This is a genomic window from Desemzia sp. FAM 23988 (genome assembly GCF_045528365.1).
Lineage (GTDB): Bacteria > Bacillota > Bacilli > Lactobacillales > Carnobacteriaceae > Desemzia.
This window is the reverse complement of the sequence record NZ_JBGQQS010000017.1, coordinates 1-19,878: the sequence shown is the minus strand read 5'-3', so window position 1 is coordinate 19,878 and position 19,878 is coordinate 1. Positions and strand designations below refer to the sequence as shown.

General features: G+C 38.6%; 19 protein-coding genes and 1 riboswitch. Of the genes, 18 read left to right on the top strand and 1 reads right to left on the bottom strand.

From position 1 onward, the window contains the following. The first annotated feature begins 47 nt into the window (after positions 1–47). The 10 genes from trpX (at position 48) to ACEN4L_RS09665 (ending at position 7,876) form a co-directional block, all read left to right on the top strand. Positions 48–1,037 carry a tryptophan ABC transporter substrate-binding protein gene (trpX, locus tag ACEN4L_RS09710; protein WP_407097082.1) on the top strand — a complete coding sequence of 330 codons (990 nt, stop codon included), beginning with the start codon at positions 48–50 and terminating at the stop codon, positions 1,035–1,037. A 24-nt stretch (positions 1,038–1,061) separates the two neighbouring features. Continuing rightward, the gene (locus ACEN4L_RS09705; RefSeq protein WP_407097083.1) at positions 1,062–1,955 is read left to right on the top strand and encodes an ABC transporter permease; all 894 of its coding nucleotides are present in this window, start codon (positions 1,062–1,064) and stop codon (positions 1,953–1,955) included. Beyond that, the gene (locus ACEN4L_RS09700) at positions 1,955–2,764 is read left to right on the top strand and encodes an ABC transporter ATP-binding protein (protein ID WP_407097084.1); all 810 of its coding nucleotides are present in this window, start codon (positions 1,955–1,957) and stop codon (positions 2,762–2,764) included. Before ACEN4L_RS09705 ends, ACEN4L_RS09700 begins: the two co-directional genes overlap by 1 nt. Before the next feature lie 232 nt (positions 2,765–2,996). Further along, positions 2,997–3,458 (top strand): MarR family winged helix-turn-helix transcriptional regulator, encoded by a 462-nt coding sequence (locus ACEN4L_RS09695; RefSeq protein ID WP_407097085.1) that lies wholly within the window; start codon positions 2,997–2,999, stop codon positions 3,456–3,458. A gap of 3 nt (positions 3,459–3,461) precedes the next feature. Further along, positions 3,462–3,776, top strand: coding sequence for a hypothetical protein (locus ACEN4L_RS09690; RefSeq protein WP_407097086.1), 315 nt, complete (start codon positions 3,462–3,464; stop codon positions 3,774–3,776). A 99-nt stretch (positions 3,777–3,875) separates the two neighbouring features. Further along, positions 3,876–4,484, top strand: coding sequence for an ECF transporter S component (locus tag ACEN4L_RS09685; protein ID WP_407097087.1), 609 nt, complete (start codon positions 3,876–3,878; stop codon positions 4,482–4,484). A 116-nt stretch (positions 4,485–4,600) separates the two neighbouring features. Beyond that, positions 4,601–5,242 carry a YrrS family protein gene (locus ACEN4L_RS09680; protein WP_407097088.1) on the top strand — a complete coding sequence of 214 codons (642 nt, stop codon included), beginning with the start codon at positions 4,601–4,603 and terminating at the stop codon, positions 5,240–5,242. A gap of 213 nt (positions 5,243–5,455) precedes the next feature. After that, positions 5,456–6,658: a YcjF family protein gene (locus ACEN4L_RS09675; protein ID WP_407097089.1), complete on the top strand. Its 1,203-nt coding sequence runs from the start codon at positions 5,456–5,458 to the stop codon at positions 6,656–6,658. 19 nt (positions 6,659–6,677) lie between these two features. Further along, positions 6,678–7,217, top strand: a complete 540-nt coding sequence (gene thpR, locus ACEN4L_RS09670) for an RNA 2',3'-cyclic phosphodiesterase (RefSeq protein WP_407097090.1) — start codon at positions 6,678–6,680, stop codon at positions 7,215–7,217. A gap of 38 nt (positions 7,218–7,255) precedes the next feature. Continuing rightward, on the top strand, positions 7,256–7,876 hold the full coding sequence (locus ACEN4L_RS09665; protein ID WP_407097091.1) for an NUDIX hydrolase: 621 nt from the start codon (positions 7,256–7,258) through the stop codon (positions 7,874–7,876). A gap of 57 nt (positions 7,877–7,933) precedes the next feature. Here the strand turns inward: ACEN4L_RS09665 and ACEN4L_RS09660 are convergent, their stop codons facing one another. Next, complete coding sequence (locus ACEN4L_RS09660) at positions 7,934–9,334, bottom strand: YfcC family protein (protein ID WP_407097092.1); 1,401 nt, start codon at positions 9,332–9,334, stop codon at positions 7,934–7,936. A 153-nt stretch (positions 9,335–9,487) separates the two neighbouring features. Beyond that, positions 9,488–9,634, bottom strand: a riboswitch (Lysine riboswitch). Between the two features lie 187 nt (positions 9,635–9,821). Between ACEN4L_RS09660 and ACEN4L_RS09655 the strand changes: the two genes are divergently transcribed. The 8 genes from ACEN4L_RS09655 to ACEN4L_RS09620 all read left to right on the top strand — a co-directional run bounded on the left by ACEN4L_RS09655 (position 9,822) and on the right by ACEN4L_RS09620 (position 19,624). After that, entirely contained in the window at positions 9,822–11,594 is a 1,773-nt protein-coding gene (locus ACEN4L_RS09655; protein WP_407097093.1) for a LytS/YhcK type 5TM receptor domain-containing protein, read from the top strand. After that, positions 11,575–12,309 carry a LytTR family transcriptional regulator DNA-binding domain-containing protein gene (locus tag ACEN4L_RS09650; RefSeq protein WP_407097094.1) on the top strand — a complete coding sequence of 245 codons (735 nt, stop codon included), beginning with the start codon at positions 11,575–11,577 and terminating at the stop codon, positions 12,307–12,309. Before ACEN4L_RS09655 ends, ACEN4L_RS09650 begins: the two co-directional genes overlap by 20 nt. A gap of 136 nt (positions 12,310–12,445) precedes the next feature. Beyond that, a complete protein-coding gene (locus ACEN4L_RS09645) occupies positions 12,446–13,927 on the top strand; it encodes a carbon starvation protein A (RefSeq protein WP_407097095.1) in 1,482 nt (493 codons plus the stop codon). 237 nt (positions 13,928–14,164) lie between these two features. Then, entirely contained in the window at positions 14,165–14,638 is a 474-nt protein-coding gene (locus tag ACEN4L_RS09640) for a hypothetical protein (protein WP_407097096.1), read from the top strand. A gap of 141 nt (positions 14,639–14,779) precedes the next feature. Further along, positions 14,780–15,466, top strand: coding sequence for a SatD family protein (locus tag ACEN4L_RS09635; protein ID WP_407097097.1), 687 nt, complete (start codon positions 14,780–14,782; stop codon positions 15,464–15,466). After that, positions 15,467–16,213 carry a DUF3307 domain-containing protein gene (locus ACEN4L_RS09630; RefSeq protein WP_407097098.1) on the top strand — a complete coding sequence of 249 codons (747 nt, stop codon included), beginning with the start codon at positions 15,467–15,469 and terminating at the stop codon, positions 16,211–16,213. A gap of 149 nt (positions 16,214–16,362) precedes the next feature. After that, positions 16,363–19,257, top strand: a complete 2,895-nt coding sequence (locus ACEN4L_RS09625; RefSeq protein ID WP_407097099.1) for an insulinase family protein — start codon at positions 16,363–16,365, stop codon at positions 19,255–19,257. Between the two features lie 70 nt (positions 19,258–19,327). Continuing rightward, entirely contained in the window at positions 19,328–19,624 is a 297-nt protein-coding gene (locus ACEN4L_RS09620) for a rhodanese-like domain-containing protein (protein WP_407097100.1), read from the top strand. Positions 19,625–19,878 lie beyond the last annotated feature (254 nt).

Below are 19,878 nucleotides of genomic sequence, written 5' to 3'. Positions count from 1 at the left end.
CCTAGTAGAAAAAATAACTCAGCAATATTTCAAGGAGGAATAGGAATATGAAAAAAATGATTGGTTTTATCGCTATTTTAACCATTATACTCACGGTTGCTTTTTTCTCGGATACCGATACAACAGCTCAACCATCCGAAAATGAATTACCGGTTGTAGGTGTTTTACAATTAACGAGTCACCCTGCATTAGACTTAATTTATGAAGGTATTGTTGACGCCTTGAACGAAGCAGGTTATGTAGATGGAGAAACAATGATACTGGATTTCCAAAATGCTCAAGGTGACCAAAGTAACCTCAATTCAATGAGTACACGTTTTGTCAGTAGAGATGCGGACGTGATGGTAGGCATCGCTACTCCATCTGCACAATCTTTAGCAAATGCTTCTTCTCAGATTCCGATCGTTTTAGGAGCTGTTACAGACCCTGAAGCCTCTAATTTAGTGGCCAGTAATGAAGAACCTGGCGGCAACATCACCGGAGTGAGTGATGAAACACCGATTCAAGAACAATTCGATCTGATTCAAGAAATTTTACCTGAGGCAAAGAGTATTGGAATCCTTTATTCTTCCAGTGAAGACAATTCGATCGTTCAGGGGGAAAAAGCCGCTGAAATTGCGAAAGAAATGGGATTTGAAACAATTACTATGACGGTTTCATCCACGAATGATGTGTCCCAGATTGGTTCAGCACTGGCTTCTCAAGTAGATGCTATCTGGGTGCCAACAGACAATACTGTTGCCAGCGCGATGAATACCTTAGTCGAAGCAGCAGATGCTGAAGGAATCCCTATTATTCCAGCAGTGGATACAATGGTGGAACAAGGCGGATTAGCGACAGTTGGCTTGAATCAATATGAATTAGGAAAACTGACTGGAGAAATGACTGCTGCTATTTTAGATGGAAAAATAGATCCAGCAACGACACCGATTCAATATTTGGAACAAGGAGATATTTTTGTCAATCCTGAAAAAGCAGAAGAGTTGGGCATTATCTTACCGCAACAAATGATGGAACAAGCAACAATCATTGATTAACAGGAGAAATGAGGGAGAATAGAGATGGATTTAATCGTTACTGCGACATCACAAGGTCTTTTATGGGGAACCATGGCTTTAGGAATCTTTATCACGTATCGGATATTAAATTTACCGGATATGACAGCAGAGGGCTCTTTTCCGTTAGGAGCAGCAGTTACTACACAATTGATCATTAATGGTATGAATCCTTTTTTAGCAACAGCTATTAGTTTTGTATCAGGAATGTTAGCAGGAGCCATTACCGGAATTTTAATCACCAAAGGAAAAGTTCCAGGTTTATTGGCCGGTATTTTGACGATGACAGGATTGTATTCAATTAATTTACGCATCATGAATCGTGCCAACCTCAGTTTGTTGGGGGAATCTCGTGTAACTGATATCTTCCAGTCAGTCGAATTGCCGAATCAATTCGATTCGATCTTTCTAGGTTTGATTATCGTCGCTGTAGTCATTTTAGTGTTGGCTCTTTTCTTTAAAACTGAACTGGGGCAAGCTGTTATCGCCACAGGGGACAATGAGAAAATGGCACGCGCCATGGGAATCATTACAAACCGGACGAAGATTTTAGGATTGATGTTGTCAAATGGTATTATAGCGATGTCAGGGGGACTAGTAGCCCAAGATAATGGTTATGCAGATATCAGCATGGGTATCGGAGTAATTGTTATCGGTCTGGCTGCCGTTATTATAGGGGAAGTGGTCTTCGGGAACTTATCTTTCGTCAACCGATTGATTTGTGTGATTCTAGGAGCGATCATTTACCGATTGATTATTCTTTTAGTCATTCTGCTTGGCTTGAATCCAAATGATCTGAAATTGATATCAGCCATTTTATTGGCAATTTGCCTAGCTTTACCAAGTCTGAGAAATGCTTTGCACTTGAATTTCTTCACTAGAAAGGAGCGGATGGACTAATGAAACCTGCATCTGTATTGTCCTTACAACATATCTCAAAAACGTTTCAACGAGGAACAGCCAATGAAAATCCAGTCTTAAAAGATCTTTCATTAGAAGTTGAAAATGGAGACTTTATTACGATCATTGGCGGAAATGGATCTGGAAAATCAACTTTACTCAATAGTATAGCTGGCAATGTACTAGTCGATAGTGGACACATTAAAATCAATGAAGAGGATGTCACTAAGTTAAAAGAGGAACGTAGAGCTGGAAGAGTCGGACGAGTCTTCCAAGATCCACTGATGGGAACAGCTCCTCGAATGACAGTTGGAGAAAATTTGGCCATCGCTTTACGCAGAGGTCAAAAAAGAACCTTCAAATTCGGTACCAACGCAAAAGAACAGGCTTACTTCAAATCATTATTGGAACCCTTAAACTTAGGACTTGAAAACCGGTTAAATGCTGAAATGGGGTTATTGTCCGGTGGTCAAAGACAATCGATCACCTTATTGATGGCAACGATGAAACGTCCTGAATTACTGTTGCTGGATGAGCATACAGCAGCTTTAGATCCAAAAACAGCTGAAACTGTACTGGATTTGACTCAGCAATTGGTTGAAAAAAAGCAGTTATCTACACTGATGATCACACACAATATGCAAGATGCCTTAACTTATGGGAATCGAATGATTATGATGAACAGAGGAAAAGTTGTCGTGGATGTGAGTGGAGAAGAAAAATCACGACTAACGGTTCCAGATGTAATGGCACTTTTCCAAAAAGCTACGGCGGGATCTCAACTATCCAATGAAACGCTATTTAGCTAAGATAAATCAACTGTAAACTTATTTCATTTGGTTATACAACTAATTCATTTATTGTAAAAGGAACTTGGTCAATCGACTAAGTTCTTTTTATCTTGTAAAAAATAGAGACTTTAAAAAAATTTTTTTAAATGGATTTCTCTTTTGATATCCATTGCATTTGCAAGCTTTTTACTATATAGTTGCTACATACAAACATTAGGAGTTGACATATATTATAGGGGGAGCGAGAACAGTGGATTACGAAGTTTCAAGTCACGACTTATTGGTCAAAATGGAAGAGTTCCAAAATCATTACCGTAAATTGTTGAGCACGATATTAGCTGATCATAATGTTACTCAATCAGCATTTACGATCATGAAGACGATTAAAGATGAGCACAAAACATTAAAAGAGTTAACCATTATTACAGCCTTGGATAAATCAACATTAAGCCGCCAAGTCAATACATTGAGTAAAAAAGGTTGGATAGTAAAAGAAGCCGGTACAGACAAACGGTACGCTTATTTATACCTTACGGAAGAAGCTTTGACGTTAACGAATACTTTACTCTTTGAAATTGAACAACAATTAGGGTTCATTTTAAGAGGATGGCCTATTGACGAAAAGCAGCTTTTACTTGTGTTATTGGGTAGAGCAAATCGAAGCATAGCTCATTTTGAAGCACAAAATAAAAAAGAAGCACTGAGGGGATAAAGAATGGATTTTAAAACATTGAATAGTTTATCAAAAGAAGAATTAGTGCAGCTGGTAATAGATCAGTCTGAAGAAACTAAAAGACTGGAAAATCAACTAGATGCGGAAGTAGAAGAAAATCGATTTATTAAAAGTCTGGGTTTTGTAGATGGGTTCCAGAATTATCAATCCTATTTTATTCGTTTTTTTGAAGATGAAAGTGAAGGAACCGCAAAAAAAGGCAGTATATTTTTAGGTTTGTTCAATGACTTTATTCAAGATTATGGGAGAGAGTCGGTCATAGAATTATTGGATCAATACATGGATGACCACATTTAATTTGTCTCAGATCAGTTTGGACTATTTTAATGTAATTGTTTCTCACATCAGGTAAAATAAGGAAGAAAAACACCATTTGGAAAGAAGGGTAATAAAGAAATGAAAAACTCAAACAACAAAGCGTATCGTACGGCTATTTTAGGTATTTTTACAGCCATTATATTATTGCAAAGCTTTGTTCCTTTTCTTGGATATATTCCGATTCCTCCACTGAATCCTACCATTATCCATATTACGGTTATTGTCGCTTCATTGGTTTTAGGTACTAAAGAAGGAATGATCGTTGGAGGGGTTTGGGGCATTATTCGCCTAGTCCGTGCATTTGCGGCACCTCAGACACCATTAGACCCGCTGATTTTTACCAACCCGTTGATCTCAGTGTTGCCACGTATTCTAGTCGGGCTTGTTGCTGGTCTGGTTTTCTATACGTTTAGAAAAAAAACAAAGAATCAAACTTTTGGAATGGCCTTAGCAGCTGTTTTAGCTTCTCTTACGAATACAATCTTGGTACTAGGTTTTATTTATCTTTTTTACAAGGATGATTACGCGACAGCTATTAATGTGGACAGTTCAAATCTGATGTATGTCTTAGGTGGAGTTGTTTTGACAAACGGAATCGCAGAAGCATTAGCTGCAGGTATTTTAGGGCCGATTATTGCCAAACCGTTGTTGAAAATCTCGCCAACTAAGAAAAATAAATCCTTTTAGTCATCTAATAGTAATCATTTCGAAATGATTTGTCATCGACTTCAATGTTATACTAGTTTTTGTGGGAGAGGGCATTTTTTTCCTAAACAGTGTGATAGAAATGGAGAGGTATTTACATGAAAGATCCTAAGAAACCAACACGAACGAATAATCGTTCTACAAACAATAAAGAGCAGAGCTTAACTCGAAAGATTACCATTGGTTTAGTGATCATTCTTATTTTGAGTTTGCTGTTCCTTGCATATACTATATTTGGCGGTGGTGGAGAAGAGGATGAAAATTCATTCTTAGATACTTCTAGTGAATCCAGCTCAATGCTTTCTGAAAGCAGCGAAGAAGAAACAAATAGTGAGAACAGTTCAGAAAGTGAGAGCTCACAATCTTCTGAATCAAGTTCTTCAGCATCAGAAAGCAGTGAAGAAGAATCATCAGATTCAGAATCTGAAGAACCGGATGACGAAGCAGCTTCTGGAGATTGGGATCCGGTTGGGACAGAACAATCTGGAGAACACACAACCAATTACTCTGAAGGTTCGCAAGACCGTATTGAAATCAAACGTGCTTCCTCTGTTGCCACAGGTATCAGTGAGGGCGACATGATTGAATGGTGGGTAGGAAATGCTGGAGATCAACAGGTCGAAACAGTTATTTCCAATAATGCTCAAACGGAAACGTACCAAGTTCTTTTACGTTGGGTAGACAATCAAGGATGGCAACCGGTTCAAGTAGAACCCTTAGCGGATAATCCATACAACTAAATCAGTCATAGCAAATAACCCCTCAGTTTGGAGTATAAACTTCATCTGAGGGTTTATTTTTATCCTTCCCACAAGACTGACAGCAAAATCTGAGAGGTTCTTCCTGTGCTGATAAATGCTTGATTTCTTCCGATTAAAACCACAGTGTGATAAACTTGTTCTAAACAATCCAATTACAAACGTAAAAAATAGAGTTGCTTGGAGGCTGGAAAAATGAAAAAGCAAACTGATTTTAGTGTAGTGGAAGAAATACTCCACAAAACAAAAGAAGAAGTCGCCAATATGCATCCGATCAACATCCTTTTAGCAGGAAAGACCGGAGTTGGAAAAAGTACGTTGATCAACAACGTCTTTAGAGAACGCCTAGCTGCTACAGGAGTTGGAAAACCGGTAACTCAACATTTGAGAAGAATTTCCAAAGAACATATTCCTATCGTATTGTATGATACCAAAGGACTCGAACTCAAAGAAGAGACTCAGCAGACAGTCAAAAAAGAGATCTTTGATACGATCAAAAAAAGGAAAGAGTTGGGCGTTAAAGAAGCGATCCATGTAGCTTATTACTGCATCAATGCCAATTCTTCAAGGATTGAACAAATGGAGATCGACATGATTCGAGAACTAAGTGCTCATGTGCCTGTTATTATTGTTCTGACACAATCTATGGGAGAACCTGCAAAAGAGTTCAAATCATATATTGAAAACCTGAATTTGAACGTAGTCAGTGTGATCAATGTGATGGCTGAAGACTTTCGCATCACAGATGAATTGTCCATTCCTGCTTTCGGGCTAAATGAATTGATTCAAACGACTTTTGAAATCATACCGGAAGAAACTAAGGAAGCTTTTAATAATGCCCAGCAAGTTGACATTGCGTTGAAAGCCAAGTCAGCTCGCAATTGGGCAGTGAAGTATATTGTTTCGTCATTCGGTATCGGCTTTGTACCTATTCCTTTTTCAGATGCCTCTTTACTCGTTCCGATGCAAATAGGATTGCTGGCTCATATCACAGCTATATTTGGTATTTCCATGGATAAAGCCACGATCACTAGTTTAGTTGCTGCAATTGGCGGAACAGGCGGCGCTACATTTGCTGGTCGATACATCGTATCCAATATCGTCAAATTCATTCCTGGTGCAGGAACGATTGCTGGTGGAATCATCAGCGGGACCACAGCTTCAATGATGACTACTGCTCTAGCTATGAGCTATATTGAAGTATTGGCGGTCATCGCTAAAGGGGAAAAAGATGACAAATATCCAGACTTGAAGAACATTGAAACGTTGATGCGAGAAAAATTTGAAGAACGACTGAAAAAAGGCGGTAAAGAAAAATCCATTGATTCTCTTTCCGACATTCAAACCGAAGATCCTCAACCAAAATCAAAGAAAAAATGGTGGCAACGAAAGAAATAATAGAAGGGTGACCCACATTATGCGGATATTTATCGGTATTGAATTAAGTTGTCCTGTCAAAGAAAAGTTGTTCGAATTGCAGCAGCAGATTCGTCCATATGTTGTCAAAGGTCATTTCACTTCTCTAATGAACTTCCATTTGACGCTGCAGTTCATTGGAGAAACACCCCATAGCGATATCTTAAGGTCAATTGTTTCGTCTGTAGCAGGAGATTCAAAACCTTTTGACCTTTCCTTAGATCATCTAGGTCAATTTCTCAAAAAGAATAAATCCATCTTATGGGCTGGTCCTGATTCTGATCAACAGTTAAATGAATTGTACGAAAAACTCCATCAACATTTTTTGCACCACCATTTAGAGATGGAAAAGAGGTCATATGCTCCTCACGTTACATTTGGCAGGAATATCGTACTCCTTGATTCTTTTGAGCAAATGAGACAAGAATTGAATTGGAAAGCTGTTCCTGTAACGATCGACAACATCACTTTATTTGAAAGTACTCGTATCCATGACCAGTTGGTCTATCGTCCAATTGCAAGATATCAAATAGGTCTCTAGGTGCGGGTGCGAAAAGACAGAAAAGAGGGGAGAATCATTTGTTAGAAAACATCCAACATTTTTTTTCAGAATATCAACCAAAAGCATTACACGTCAAAAGAGAATATGCTGTCCTGATCCCGATCATCATGGTGAAAGGATTTCCGCATATCTTATATGAGGTCCGCAGTCAGCATATTTCTCAACCAGGAGATACGTCTTTTCCAGGAGGTAAAGTAGAACTAGGAGAAAGCTATCAAGAGGCTGCCGTACGAGAAACGATAGAAGAATTGCAGATCCCAGGTGAATCCATCCAAGTTATCGGAGAAATGGATTTTATCGTCCAAAACAATTCTATTATCCATTCTTTTATAGGAGAAATTAAAGGGATCGATATCAAAGACATCGTTTGGAACGAAGAAGTGGCTGAAGTGTATACAGTTCCACTACGGTACTTCATGAAAAATGAGCCTGATTACTATTCGGTGGACATGATGATGAATTACCCTAAAGATTTCCCTTATGATCGTATTCCAAATGGGAAAAACTACAAATTCCGTCATGCGCGAAATCAGATTGCTTTTTACAATTTGGATGATCATTACTTATGGGGGTTCACCGCTTCATTGACACAACGATTGATCAGTTTAGTGAAAGAACACCATTTACTAGACAACTAAAGACACAAAAAAGTGAGGCGCACGATGCAGCCTCACTTTTTTTGTGTCTTCAGTTGATTAAAAAGGACCATATTGAATAGCGTTTGCGATCAATAAGAAAATCAGTCCGATAGTCAGCCAGATTCCCATCAATTTACCGATAAATTTCAACCAAGTATCATAAGAAACTTTAGCAATCGATAATTGTGCCATTAATACACCAGATGTCGGAATGATTGAATCCATAAAGCCATCTCCGAATTGGAAGGCCAGTACAGCCGTTTGTCTAGTGATACCAAGAGTATCAGCTAACGGAATCATAACTGGCATTGTAGCAGCTGCTTGTCCGCTGCCTGAAGGAATGAAGAAGTTAACGACGATTTGTGTAAGGTACATCCCCACAACAGCTAATGAGTCTGGTAACGAACTGATTACATTAGACAAACCATTGATTAACGTATCAATGATCAACCCATTTTCCATGACCACTAAAATAGAGCGAGCAACACCAACAACTAGGCCGGCAAAGACCATTTCTTTTGCTCCCACAACAAAGGACTCCGCAATTTCACTGGGTCTCATTCTGGAGATGAAACCCGTTAAAATCCCCATTCCTAAGAAGACTGAACCAATCTCTACAATAAACCAGCCATATTGGAATACACCGTAACCGATGATGGCAAATCCGCCGACAAATACAAGCAACGTTGCTAAATGGCGCTTAGTGAATGGAGGAAGGTCGTCGAAATTGATGGTCCCTTCCGTCACATGAGTGCCTTTTTTACGGTTGTACAACAAACTATTTTCTGGATTTTTTTTCACTTTTTCTGCATAACGCATCAAGTAAGCAGAAGTAACGATCCACAAGATCGCTAAAATAATTAACCGGAAACCGACTCCCGAGAATAAAGGCAATTCGGCAATTTCCTGAGCGACTCCGACAGAAAACGGGTTCATAAAACCAGCGAAGAAACCAATGGCTGCTCCCAGTGAAATCATCCCCAAACCAACTAAGGCATCGTACCCTAATGCTAAAGCAAGTGCGACTCCAATGGGAATAAATACAATCGTTTCTTCAGAAAGCCCCATTGTAGATCCTAAAATACCAAACACTAAGATCAAAATAGGGATGACCCATTTTTCTTTTCCTTGTAATTTTTTAACCAGCAAGCTGATCCCCGAACTGATCATTCCTGAATCGGTAATCAGTTGAAAAGCACCACCTACAATAAATAAGAAAAAGATAATGTCAGCTGTCTCTGTCATTCCCGTTGGAATAGACTTTAATACATCAAATAAACCTTGTGGGTTAGAATCCACTACTGTATAGGAATTCGGAATAACAACTGTCCGTCCATTCACCTCAGTTCGTTCAAATTGCCCTGCAGGCAACACATACGTTAGAATCGCCATCACAATTGTAAAAGCTATCAGCGTTACAAATGTGTGAGGGATTCTAGACCTTTTTTGTTTCTCCATGGTAAATCCTCCTAATCATTTCTTGAAACGAAATACTACTAAATAAAATGTATTCCCTTGAGTACAGAAGCAGAGTAAGCTCTTAAAAAACGCAAAAAGACTATGAGCAAAAGGGCCCATAGTCTTTTCCGTTATACTATACCTTCTGCCCGCAATATGAAGAGCTCTCCTAAAAACAAATTTGGGCAATTTGTTCAGGCAGTGTTACGCTTATTTAGCGTAACCCCAGTACATCTGCACTTCGGCGATAATTCCTTTCAGAAAACCCTACTCTTAATTACCGCAGCCTCTACATCACATTGAATAATATTCAGTTTCTTAACCGCTACAAACTATACAGGATTCACTTTATAATTGCAATATTTTAGGGGGAAATTCTAAGAAAAAGGGCATTTTTTAATTCAATGCAAAAAATTATTTGAATAAAATCTCACTATTTTGAAAAGATTAGTGTAGACTAAGAATAAATGAATAGGAGGCGTGAAAGGTGTTTTCATTATTTATTCTCATGCTTGAAAGAGGCGGTCTAATTATTATTCTGGCTTATTTGCTGATCAATATTCCTTATTTTAAAAATATTTTGACAAATCGCTCTCGGATGAGTTCGAAGCTCAAATTAATTGTGATGTTTAGTGTATTTGCTTTTATTTCTAATTACACGGGTGTGGAGATCAATCAAGACGAAATGATCGTCAATCAATTTGTCACACAATTATCTGCAAATTCTGCTCTAGCTAATACACGTGTATTAACGATTGGTGTATCTGGATTGATCGGCGGCTCATCCGTCGGTATTATTGTCGGTCTTGTTTCAGCTGTCGTCCGCTTCTTCCAAGGTGGAGGCGATGTTCACATTTATATCTTGTCTTCAGTACTGATTGGATTGTTTTCCGGTTATTTCGGTAGCCGATCCATCCAAAAGAACACTTACCCAACTGCTTATGAAGGCTTGGTGTTAGGATTTATGATGGAACTGATCCAAATGGGGTGTATTTTCTTATTGGGAAGCGATTACGCCGAATCGTGGAGCTTGATTCGGTTCATTGCTTTGCCCATGATGCTGACGAACAGTATCGGTACAGGTATTTTTCTCTCCATTATTGAAACGACTCTTCACCAAGAAGAACAGACAAAAGCCGTCCAGACTCATGATGTGCTGCAGCTGGCAAATCAAACGATGCCTTACTTTCGTTCCGGATTGAATGAAGAATCGTGTGAAAAAGCTGCTCGAACGATCCAACAATTTATGAAAGTGGACGCTGTGAGCATTACCAATCAAGAAAGGATTTTGGCCCATGTAGGAGCAGCTAGCGACCATCACATTCCTTCTCTTGAGATATTGACCGACTTGTCGAAAAAAGTTTTGCATACCGGAAAGGTCAGTGAAGCCCATTCTCAAGAAGAGATCGGGTGCAATCATATGGGCTGTCCATTAGAAGCAGCAATCGTGATCCCGTTAAAATCCAAACAGAAAACCATCGGGACCTTAAAAATGTACTTTACAGATAAAACACAACTTACCTTTGTCGAGCGTCAATTGGCAGAGGGATTAGGCAATATTTTCTCCCAACAAATCGAATTGGGAGAAGTTGAATGGCAAAGCAAATTATTGCAAGATGCTGAGATCAAATCGCTTCAATCACAAGTCAATCCGCATTTTTTCTTTAACACGATCAATACTATATCCGCGTTGATCCGTATAGACAGCGAAAAAGCCCGCTCGCTGCTGCTTCAGTTGAGTCAATTTTTCCGTTCTAATTTAACGGGAGCTCGAACCAATTTGATTCCTTTGACGAAAGAACTGCAACAAGTAGAAGCCTTCCAACGCTTAGAAGAAGCCCGCTTTCCTGAGCGCTATCAACTAGAGGTCCATTACGATAATGGATTGGAACAAGTCTTGCTGCCGCCTTTTTTGATTCAAGTATTAGTAGAAAACGCCTATCGACATGCTTTTAAAGGGCGAAAAAAAGGAAATCAAGTGACAGTGGACATTCGCAACCAAGAAGAGGCTATTCAAATCAGTGTGCAAGACAATGGAGTGGGCATCGATCCAGAGGTTTTGGACAAATTAGGCAACGAAATCGTATCTTCAAATAAAGGTTCGGGTTCAGCCATCGAGAATCTGAATAAGCGATTGATCAGTTTATTTGGAGAAAATGCTCACTTACGTTTTGATTCTACTGAGACTGGGACGACTGTATCTTGTATTATACGTCGAAATGACTTAGAGGAGGAAAAGAATGCATACCTTAATCGTTGATGATGAGCCTTTAGCCAGAAATGAGCTGGCTTATTTATTAAAACCGCTTCCTGAAATCTCGTCTATCAAAGAAGCGGATTCTATAGAAGAAGCGATCAGTGTTTTGATCGATCAGCGGATTGACTTGATATTTTTGGACATCCATTTAACAGAAGAGAGCGGATTGACGTTAGCTAATAAATTAAACCTGCTTCAACATCCGCCGATCATTATTTTTGCGACGGCTTATGATGAATATGCCTTGCAAGCCTTTGAGTTGAATGCGAGGGATTATGTTCTTAAACCTTTTTCATTGGACCGGATCCAAAAAGCCGTCCAAAAAGCGCATCAAAGTTTTTTAGCAACTACTGCTCAAATTTCATCTAATACTCCAGAAGCAGCAAGAGAAGATACGATACCTGTCCAGATAGAAGAACGGATCATCTTAGTGAAAGTTCAATTGATCATCGCGATCAGTATCAACAACAGGGAATTAAATCTTCATACAGAAGAAGGAACCTATACTCTACATGGAACATTGAATGCCTGGGAAGAAAAGTTATCTTCTGATTCATCTTTTATCCGAGTACATCGTTCGTTTATTGTAAATCAATCGAAAATAAAAGAGATCCAACCTTGGTTTAACCATACGTATCAATTGACAATGGAGAATCAGTTAAAAGTTCCCGTAAGTCGTTCGTATATGAAACCCTTTAAGGAAAAAATCGGATTATAAATATGAAATTCAGAACTGCAGGCGTGCATCTCAGCCTGCAGTTCTGTCATTTCAGTAAAAAACAGACCAATTTCCGTAAAATACAAGTAAAATAATCTTGTAAATTGAAAGGGTATTCATAAAAGGAGGAGAACAAATGGTTACGTTAATTGGCGGGATCATCTTATTAGTTTTAGGGTATTTTACGTATGGGAAATACATTGAGAAAAATTTCTCGATCGATCCGGATCGTAAAACACCCGCAGAGGTGCTAAAAGACGGGTATGACTTTGTACCGATGTCAAAAGGGAAAAACGCTATTATTGAATTATTGAACATCGCAGGAACCGGACCGATATTTGGACCGATCATGGGAGCATTATACGGACCCGTAGCTTATATCTGGATCATTGTGGGGTGTATTTTTGCAGGAGCTGTACATGATTATATGTTAGGGATGATCTCTCTAAGAAATAACGGGGCTCATTTGCCGGAATTGGCCAGCAAATACTTAGGTAAACCCGTTAAACATGTGGTCAATATTTTTACTATGTTGTTATTGATGCTGGTAGGGACCGTTTTTGTCACTTCGCCAGCCAACTTGATTGATAGCATCACACCAAGCTGGCTAGGTCTAAGTGTGATTGTTATACTGATCTTCGTCTATTACATTATTTCAACTGTCTTACCGATCGATAAAGCCTTAGGGAAAGTTTATCCTTGGTTTGGAGCTATTTTGATCATCAGTACAATCGCGATTGGAATCAGCTTATTGTTTAGCGGTTATTCCATTCCAAATCTGACTCCAAGTACCTTACAAAACTTCCATCCAGGCGGTTTAGCTATTTTTCCAGCTATTTTCTTTACGATCTCATGCGGAGCATTATCTGGTTTCCATGCTACACAAGCTCCTATGGTTTCTAGAACCAGCACAAATGAAAGAGAAGGGCGCTTTACGTTTTACGGAATGATGATTGCTGAAGGAGTCATTGCTATGATCTGGGCAGCAGCCTCTATGAGTTTATTTGACGGTCAGACTTTGAGCCAAATGATTGATGCCGGTACAGCTTCACTAGTCGTTAATGAAGTGTCTATTATGCTGCTTGGAAATCTCTTTGGGACCATTGCGATCATTGGTGTTATCGTATTACCGATATCATCCGGTCTGTCAGCATTTAGAAGTTTGCGTACGATATTAGCTGATTACCTCAATATTAAACAAGATACCATTAAAAAAATATTGATGGTCACTATCCCGTTGTATCTCATTTCTTTTATCTTGACAAATGTCGATTTTAATATGTTGTGGAGATACTTTAACTGGGCAAACCAAGTGACAGCTGTTATTTCCTTATTGGTTTCTACACGTTATTTATATTTAAAAGGAAAAAATTATTTTGTCACCTTGGTGCCAGGAACTTTTATGTTATATGCAGTAGTCGTTTATATCTTAAGCGAACCGATTGGATTCCGAATGGGGCTGACTACTATGACTTTCATTGTTGCTTTAGTGGTCTCTATAGGAATTTTAGTGTTATTCTGGACCTCAGGTAAAAAACAAAAAGTTACTGTTGATCCAGATGGAGAACTGATCAATGATCAATTGCCCATTGGAACGTTTTCTTCAGAAAGTGTTTAACGAGTAAAAAGAGAAGGACTGTAAAAGAAGTTAGAGGACTAAGACCTTTAACTTCTTTTTTTCTGCCTTTACTGTTACCATCATTGTAGTATCATCAATTGATAAATCGATTAATTAATTTATTCACTAACTTTCGGGTGTATGTGATAAAATGTTGCTAAAATATTCTAAAAATGGTAAAATAAAATTGTGAAACGATGAACTATATAAAAATGAAAATTTAGAGGAGTGTTGAACATGCAAAAAGAAATGACTGCTTTACAATTGTTTTTCCGTAACGGAGATATTTTAGTTGTCAATCGTGAAGTGATTGGGGATTTATGGATCAAACAGGTAACGACTTCTTATGGCAGAATCAACGGCAGTGATTTTCAAGAAATTCATCCTTGTCAGTCGTTTAAAATTGAATTGTTGCCGGAAGCTGACCGTGTAGATGCTGAAAATATCAACTATGGCGGCTTGGAATCAGGAATGTTTGAACGCATTAAAAAATACTCAGACATTGAAACAATGGATATTTTGTATATAGATCCAACCGATACGTCTTCAGAGGTCATTCAGTCAGAACGCATTTATTTCCCTTACGAAGCACAAGATCCAGATGGCTTAGACAACAAACATCAGTCAACGCAAATGGGTGCAGACGGTCACTTGTATGTCTTAATCGATCCCGAAAAAACAGTCACAGAAGTTTTCTCCCAACTCCCTTAAAACTAAAAAACTTTGCTCAAGAACAAAAACTGTTCTTGAGTTTTTTTGCTCTCTGTCATAAGATTCAACTTAAAGGGCATCTTAGCAAATGATGCCTTTTAAGTTGAATCTTATGATATAATCAATTAAAGAGGTGAACAGATGACAAAACAATTGGAAAAAAATCCGTATGCAGCCATCATAGGCGACATCAAAGACTCCCGCAATATTGCCGACCGAAAAGAAGTTCAAGAAAAGTTTCGGTCTACTTTGCAACATATCAATCAGAAATATGCGGATGACATTGCTTCTCAGTTTATGATTACTTTAGGAGACAGCTTTCAAGGCCTGCTAAAAAACAAACAGACGATTATGAGTATTGTTTTTGAAATTGAATTGGCCATGTCTCCTATTGAATTGCGCTTCGGCATCGGTCTTGGAGACATCAGCACCACGATCCAACGAGAAAATTCAATGGAGATGGACGGTCCAGCTTATCATCGGGCACGGCAAATGATTGAAACGATCGAAGCCAATGAAAATAAATATACCCGAAGTGAAACCAACATGATGATTTGTTCTGGTACTGATTCTTTACAAACAGATCAATTGTTGAATACTATTCTATCTCTGGCCACAGCTTTAAAATCAAAGTGGTCAGATCGTCAAAAAGAAGTGATGTATACTTATTTCACACATAGTGAGAATCAATATAAAACAGCTGAAGCATTAGGTATTGGTCAATCCAGCGTCAACAAAGCGCTGAATACAGCAAAATATTATACTTATAAAACAGCATTGACGGATACCAGTCTGTTTCTAAGCCAAAATACTCGGGAGGATGATTAGTTGAATCAGGAAGTTTTGTTAACTTTATTTATTGGACATGTTCTGGGCGACTTTTACTTTCAATCATCTACGTTGGCCAGAGACAAAGAATATTCAGGTAAAAAATTATGGCTACATTGTTTAGGATATTTGATCACTATGGTAGGCGTAACGCTTCCGTTTTTTGGATGGTCTTTAGTTAAAATCGCCTTATGGGTCTCCACGCTGCATTTTTTGATTGATGGATCGAAATTTTTGGCTCATCGCAAATATCCAATTGAAAAAGGTAAAGATACATTCGTTTATCTGATAGACCAAGGCTTACATATTCTGGTCTTGTTGACGGTCGGTGTCTATCTTAGCCTTTCTTCCATAACGATCCTTCCTTTTTCAGTAGTAGAGTCTGTAATAGCAGAGCTAGGGTGGACCTTGGAAAGTCTGTTGTCTTGGGTGTTGATTCTATTAGTCTTGATGCAGCCATGCATTACCACCATTAAGAAAGTATTGAATTACTACCGGCCGACGAGTGAAGAGCATGTGGATGAAGGTATCCCTAATGCTGGTGCACTGATAGGGGTTTTTGAACGGGTCTTTATCCTATTGATGTTGTATGCCAACCAGTTTACTGCTATAGGATTTGTTTTGACCGCGAAGTCGATTGCACGATACAATAAAATTTCAGAGAATCCTCAATTTGCCGAGTATTATTTATTGGGAACGTTATTGAGTACCTTATTGATCATCATCAGCTATTTTTTCATTTTCTAAAGATGTGCATATTAATGACTCATTATCTAAGATTCGCTTTTTAGCGAATCTTTTTTAGTTAGATAGGATAAAATACTGAGCAAGAAAAATTTAAATGGTATACTATTCATACAGAACAAAAACACCTATTGTGGGAAAAGGAGAATTTTATGGCATTCAAAAAAATCGATACACAAGAGTTACCGGATATTCAGTCTGTAGGAACAATTTATGAACATGCAGAAACAGGAGCAAAAGTTCTTTATTTAGCCAATGACGATCCCAACAAGGCTTTTACAATCGGATTCAAAACACCTCCATACAACGATAACGGAATTGCGCACATTATCGAACATTCCGTATTGAATGGATCTAAAAAATACCCTTCAAAAGAACCGTTTGTTGAGTTGATAAAGGGGTCACTAAATACATTTGTCAATGCCATGACTTTTTCAGATAAGACAATCTATCCAGTGGCATCGACCAACCAAAAAGATTACATGCATTTAATAAGCGTTTACTTAGATGCGGTCTTTAAACCAAACTTTTACGAAAATGCACAAATATTAGCGCAAGAAGGTTGGTATTACCATTTAGAAGCTGCTGATGATGAGTTGATCTATAAAGGTGTGGTGTACAATGAAATGAAAGGAGCGACTGCTTCTCCGGAAAGACAAGTACAGCATCATTTAACGCGACAATTGTATCCAAACAGTGTATACCGTCATGAATCTGGTGGAGACCCCAAAGCGATACCTAGTTTGACACAAGAGGAATTTACCGCTTTCCATCAACAGTATTATCATCCCAGCAATTCTCTTACCGTGTTATACGGAGACATTGATGAAATAGAGGTCTTTGGTGCACTGGAAGAGTATTTCAGTGGGTTAGAGAAACAAACAAAAGCCGTTGATTTGTCTTTTGAAGTGACTGTTCCTGATGAAGCTGTATTTAAAGCTACTTATTCTATAACGGCAGGAGATGATCCTGAAGGAAAAGATTATCTGGCTTTAGGGTGGCATGTGGCTGAACCGAGTGATGTATTGGATATGTATGGATTAGAGGTAGTAGAAGAGATTTTATTGGGCAGTAATCAATCGCCATTAAAAAAAGCGTTATTAGATGCGGATATTGGTGGAGACATTGTAGGCGGATTAGCCGATTTTGGTTATCCGACAGCATTTATGATCACGGCTAAGTATTCAGATACTGCTAAAATGAATCAGTTCAAACAAGTAGTACAAGAAACATTAGAGTCACTGACAACTGAAGGAATTGATGTAGAGCTGATTGATGCGGCATTAAACAAAATTGTCTTTCAGACTAAAGAAGCGGCTATTTCAGAAGACAGCCCGCGCGGTGTTATTTACGCTATCAACGCCTATCGTTCGTGGTTATATGATAAGAGCCCTTATGTGAACTTACAATTTTCAGACTATTTGAAAGAATTGGGAGAATTAGCCGGCAAAGGGTATTTTGAACAATTGATCAAAGATAAATTGTTGAACAATCCGTTAAAGACAGCGGTAATGTTAGAAGCTGAGCCTGGGAAGAGTGATCGATTAGAAGCAGAAGCTCATGCACAGTTGCAAGCGTATAAAGAAGAGTTGTCGGATGAAGAAGTTGCTGCTCTCATTGAACAGACTCAAGCGTTGATTGAACGTCAAGAAACACCAGATAAACCGGAAGAGTTGGCTAAAATTCCAACGTTGATGAAGGAAGATCTCAGTACACATGTAGAAAAATATCCACTGACGGAAACGTCCTTTGACAAAGAAACCCGTTTTTATCATGCGGAACAATTTACCTCAGGGATCGATTATGTGAGTTTGTATATCGATTTGAAGGATGTTTCTGCTGATGAATATCGATGGTTGAGTTTAGTGAGCCATTTGGTAGGTAAACTAGCGACTAAAACATACAATGCAGCAACATTGCAACGTCAAATAGACTTGCATACAGGTGGTATTTACGGAACTATCGCGGTATTTGAAGATCAAACAGGAGAATTAAAGCCTTACTTTATTTTGCGTGGAAAAGCGTTAGAGTCATCTCTGGAAGAGCTGGTCTTATTGATGCAAGAGATCATGTGCCATACGCAGACTGAAGATAACGGCGAAATATTAAAAACTACACAGCAATTGATTTCTCAATTTGAACGCCGGATCAATTCCAGTTCTCACGTATTGGCAGCAAACCGTGCGTTGAGTCAACTAAAACCATCAGCTAAATTAAATGAATTGATCAGTGGAATAGACAAATTTCAGTTCTTAAAAGAGATTCGTGCTGATTTGCAATCGGATAAAGCGAAAGATGTAAAAGAACGCATCACTCAAACCTTTAGTCGCCTGCTGAATAAAAATCGGTTGAATATTCTATATGTCGGGGAACAAGACCGCGAAAACCTAGTTAAAGAAAAACTGCAAACAGCTTTCTCTGGGCTGACAAGCGCTGAATTAGGTGAACCGGCAGTCATTACACCAGGAGCCAAACAAAATGAAGCCTATGTCACAGCTCAAGATGTGAACTATGTGGCTATAGCATCAAATGCTGGTGATGTATTGGATTACAGCGGTGCTGCAAAAGTTTTGGCTACGACGATTCGTTACAGTTATTTGTGGAATGAGATTCGGGTGAAAGGCGGGGCATATGGATCGCTGTACAACCACCAAAGAAATGGTCAATTTGCCTTGAGTTCTTACCGTGATCCGAATATTCGTAAAACGATAGAGGCTTATAAAGGCCTGCCAGATTATGTAGCGCGAATAGACTTGTCTGACAGCGAGTTGTTGAAATACATTATCGGAACGATCAGCCCAATGGAACAACCGAAATCTGCTTTCACTAAAGGATTAACTGCCTTTAATCACTTAAAATCGGGGGTTACTCGCGAAGAATTGATGCATTTGAAAGAAGCGATCTTAGAGGTTGACTCAAAAGCACTCGCAGGTCTTCACAAAGATGTAGCGAGTGTACTGGACGATAGCACGATGGTCGTAATCGGTAATAAAGCGCAAATTGAAACTGAAAATGACTTATTTGATAAAATGTATGAGCTGTATTAAACTGCTGAAAACATACACAATCACTCATAATGAGAAAAGCTAAGATGTATGGGTGAAAGGAGGACATAGAATGAACGTTATCACACCAAAAGAAGTAGCCTCGTTAATGGAAGACGAAAAAGAAGTATCTATCATAGATGTACGTGAAGCTGATGAAGTAGCTTCAGGAGCTATCCCAGGAATCAAACACATTCCTTTAGGAGAATTAGACGAACGCAAAGAAGAACTCGATAAAACAAAAGAACACATTCTTGTTTGCCGGTCTGGAAAACGTAGTGCCGCAGCTTGCAATCAATTAGCAGCTGAAGGGTACACGGTTAAAAATATGACTGGCGGAATGAACGAGTGGGGCGGAAGAGTAGAATAGAAGAGGGTTTTAAAAGGTCCGTGAAGCAGAGTGCTGAATCAACTATTCAGTACTCTTTTTCTATTTAAAAGCGCGCATGTACAATAAATCTCGCTTAAAAATGCAGCAATATTAAAAAGAATAAAATGTATGTGTAAAATAGTTCTCGAGAGCCAATAATTTTACTGGAAAAAAGAAAGAAGGCACTTTATCATAAATGTATGCTTTGCAGGGCAAATACATAAATGAAAGAGGCCTTCTTATGGATAAGATTA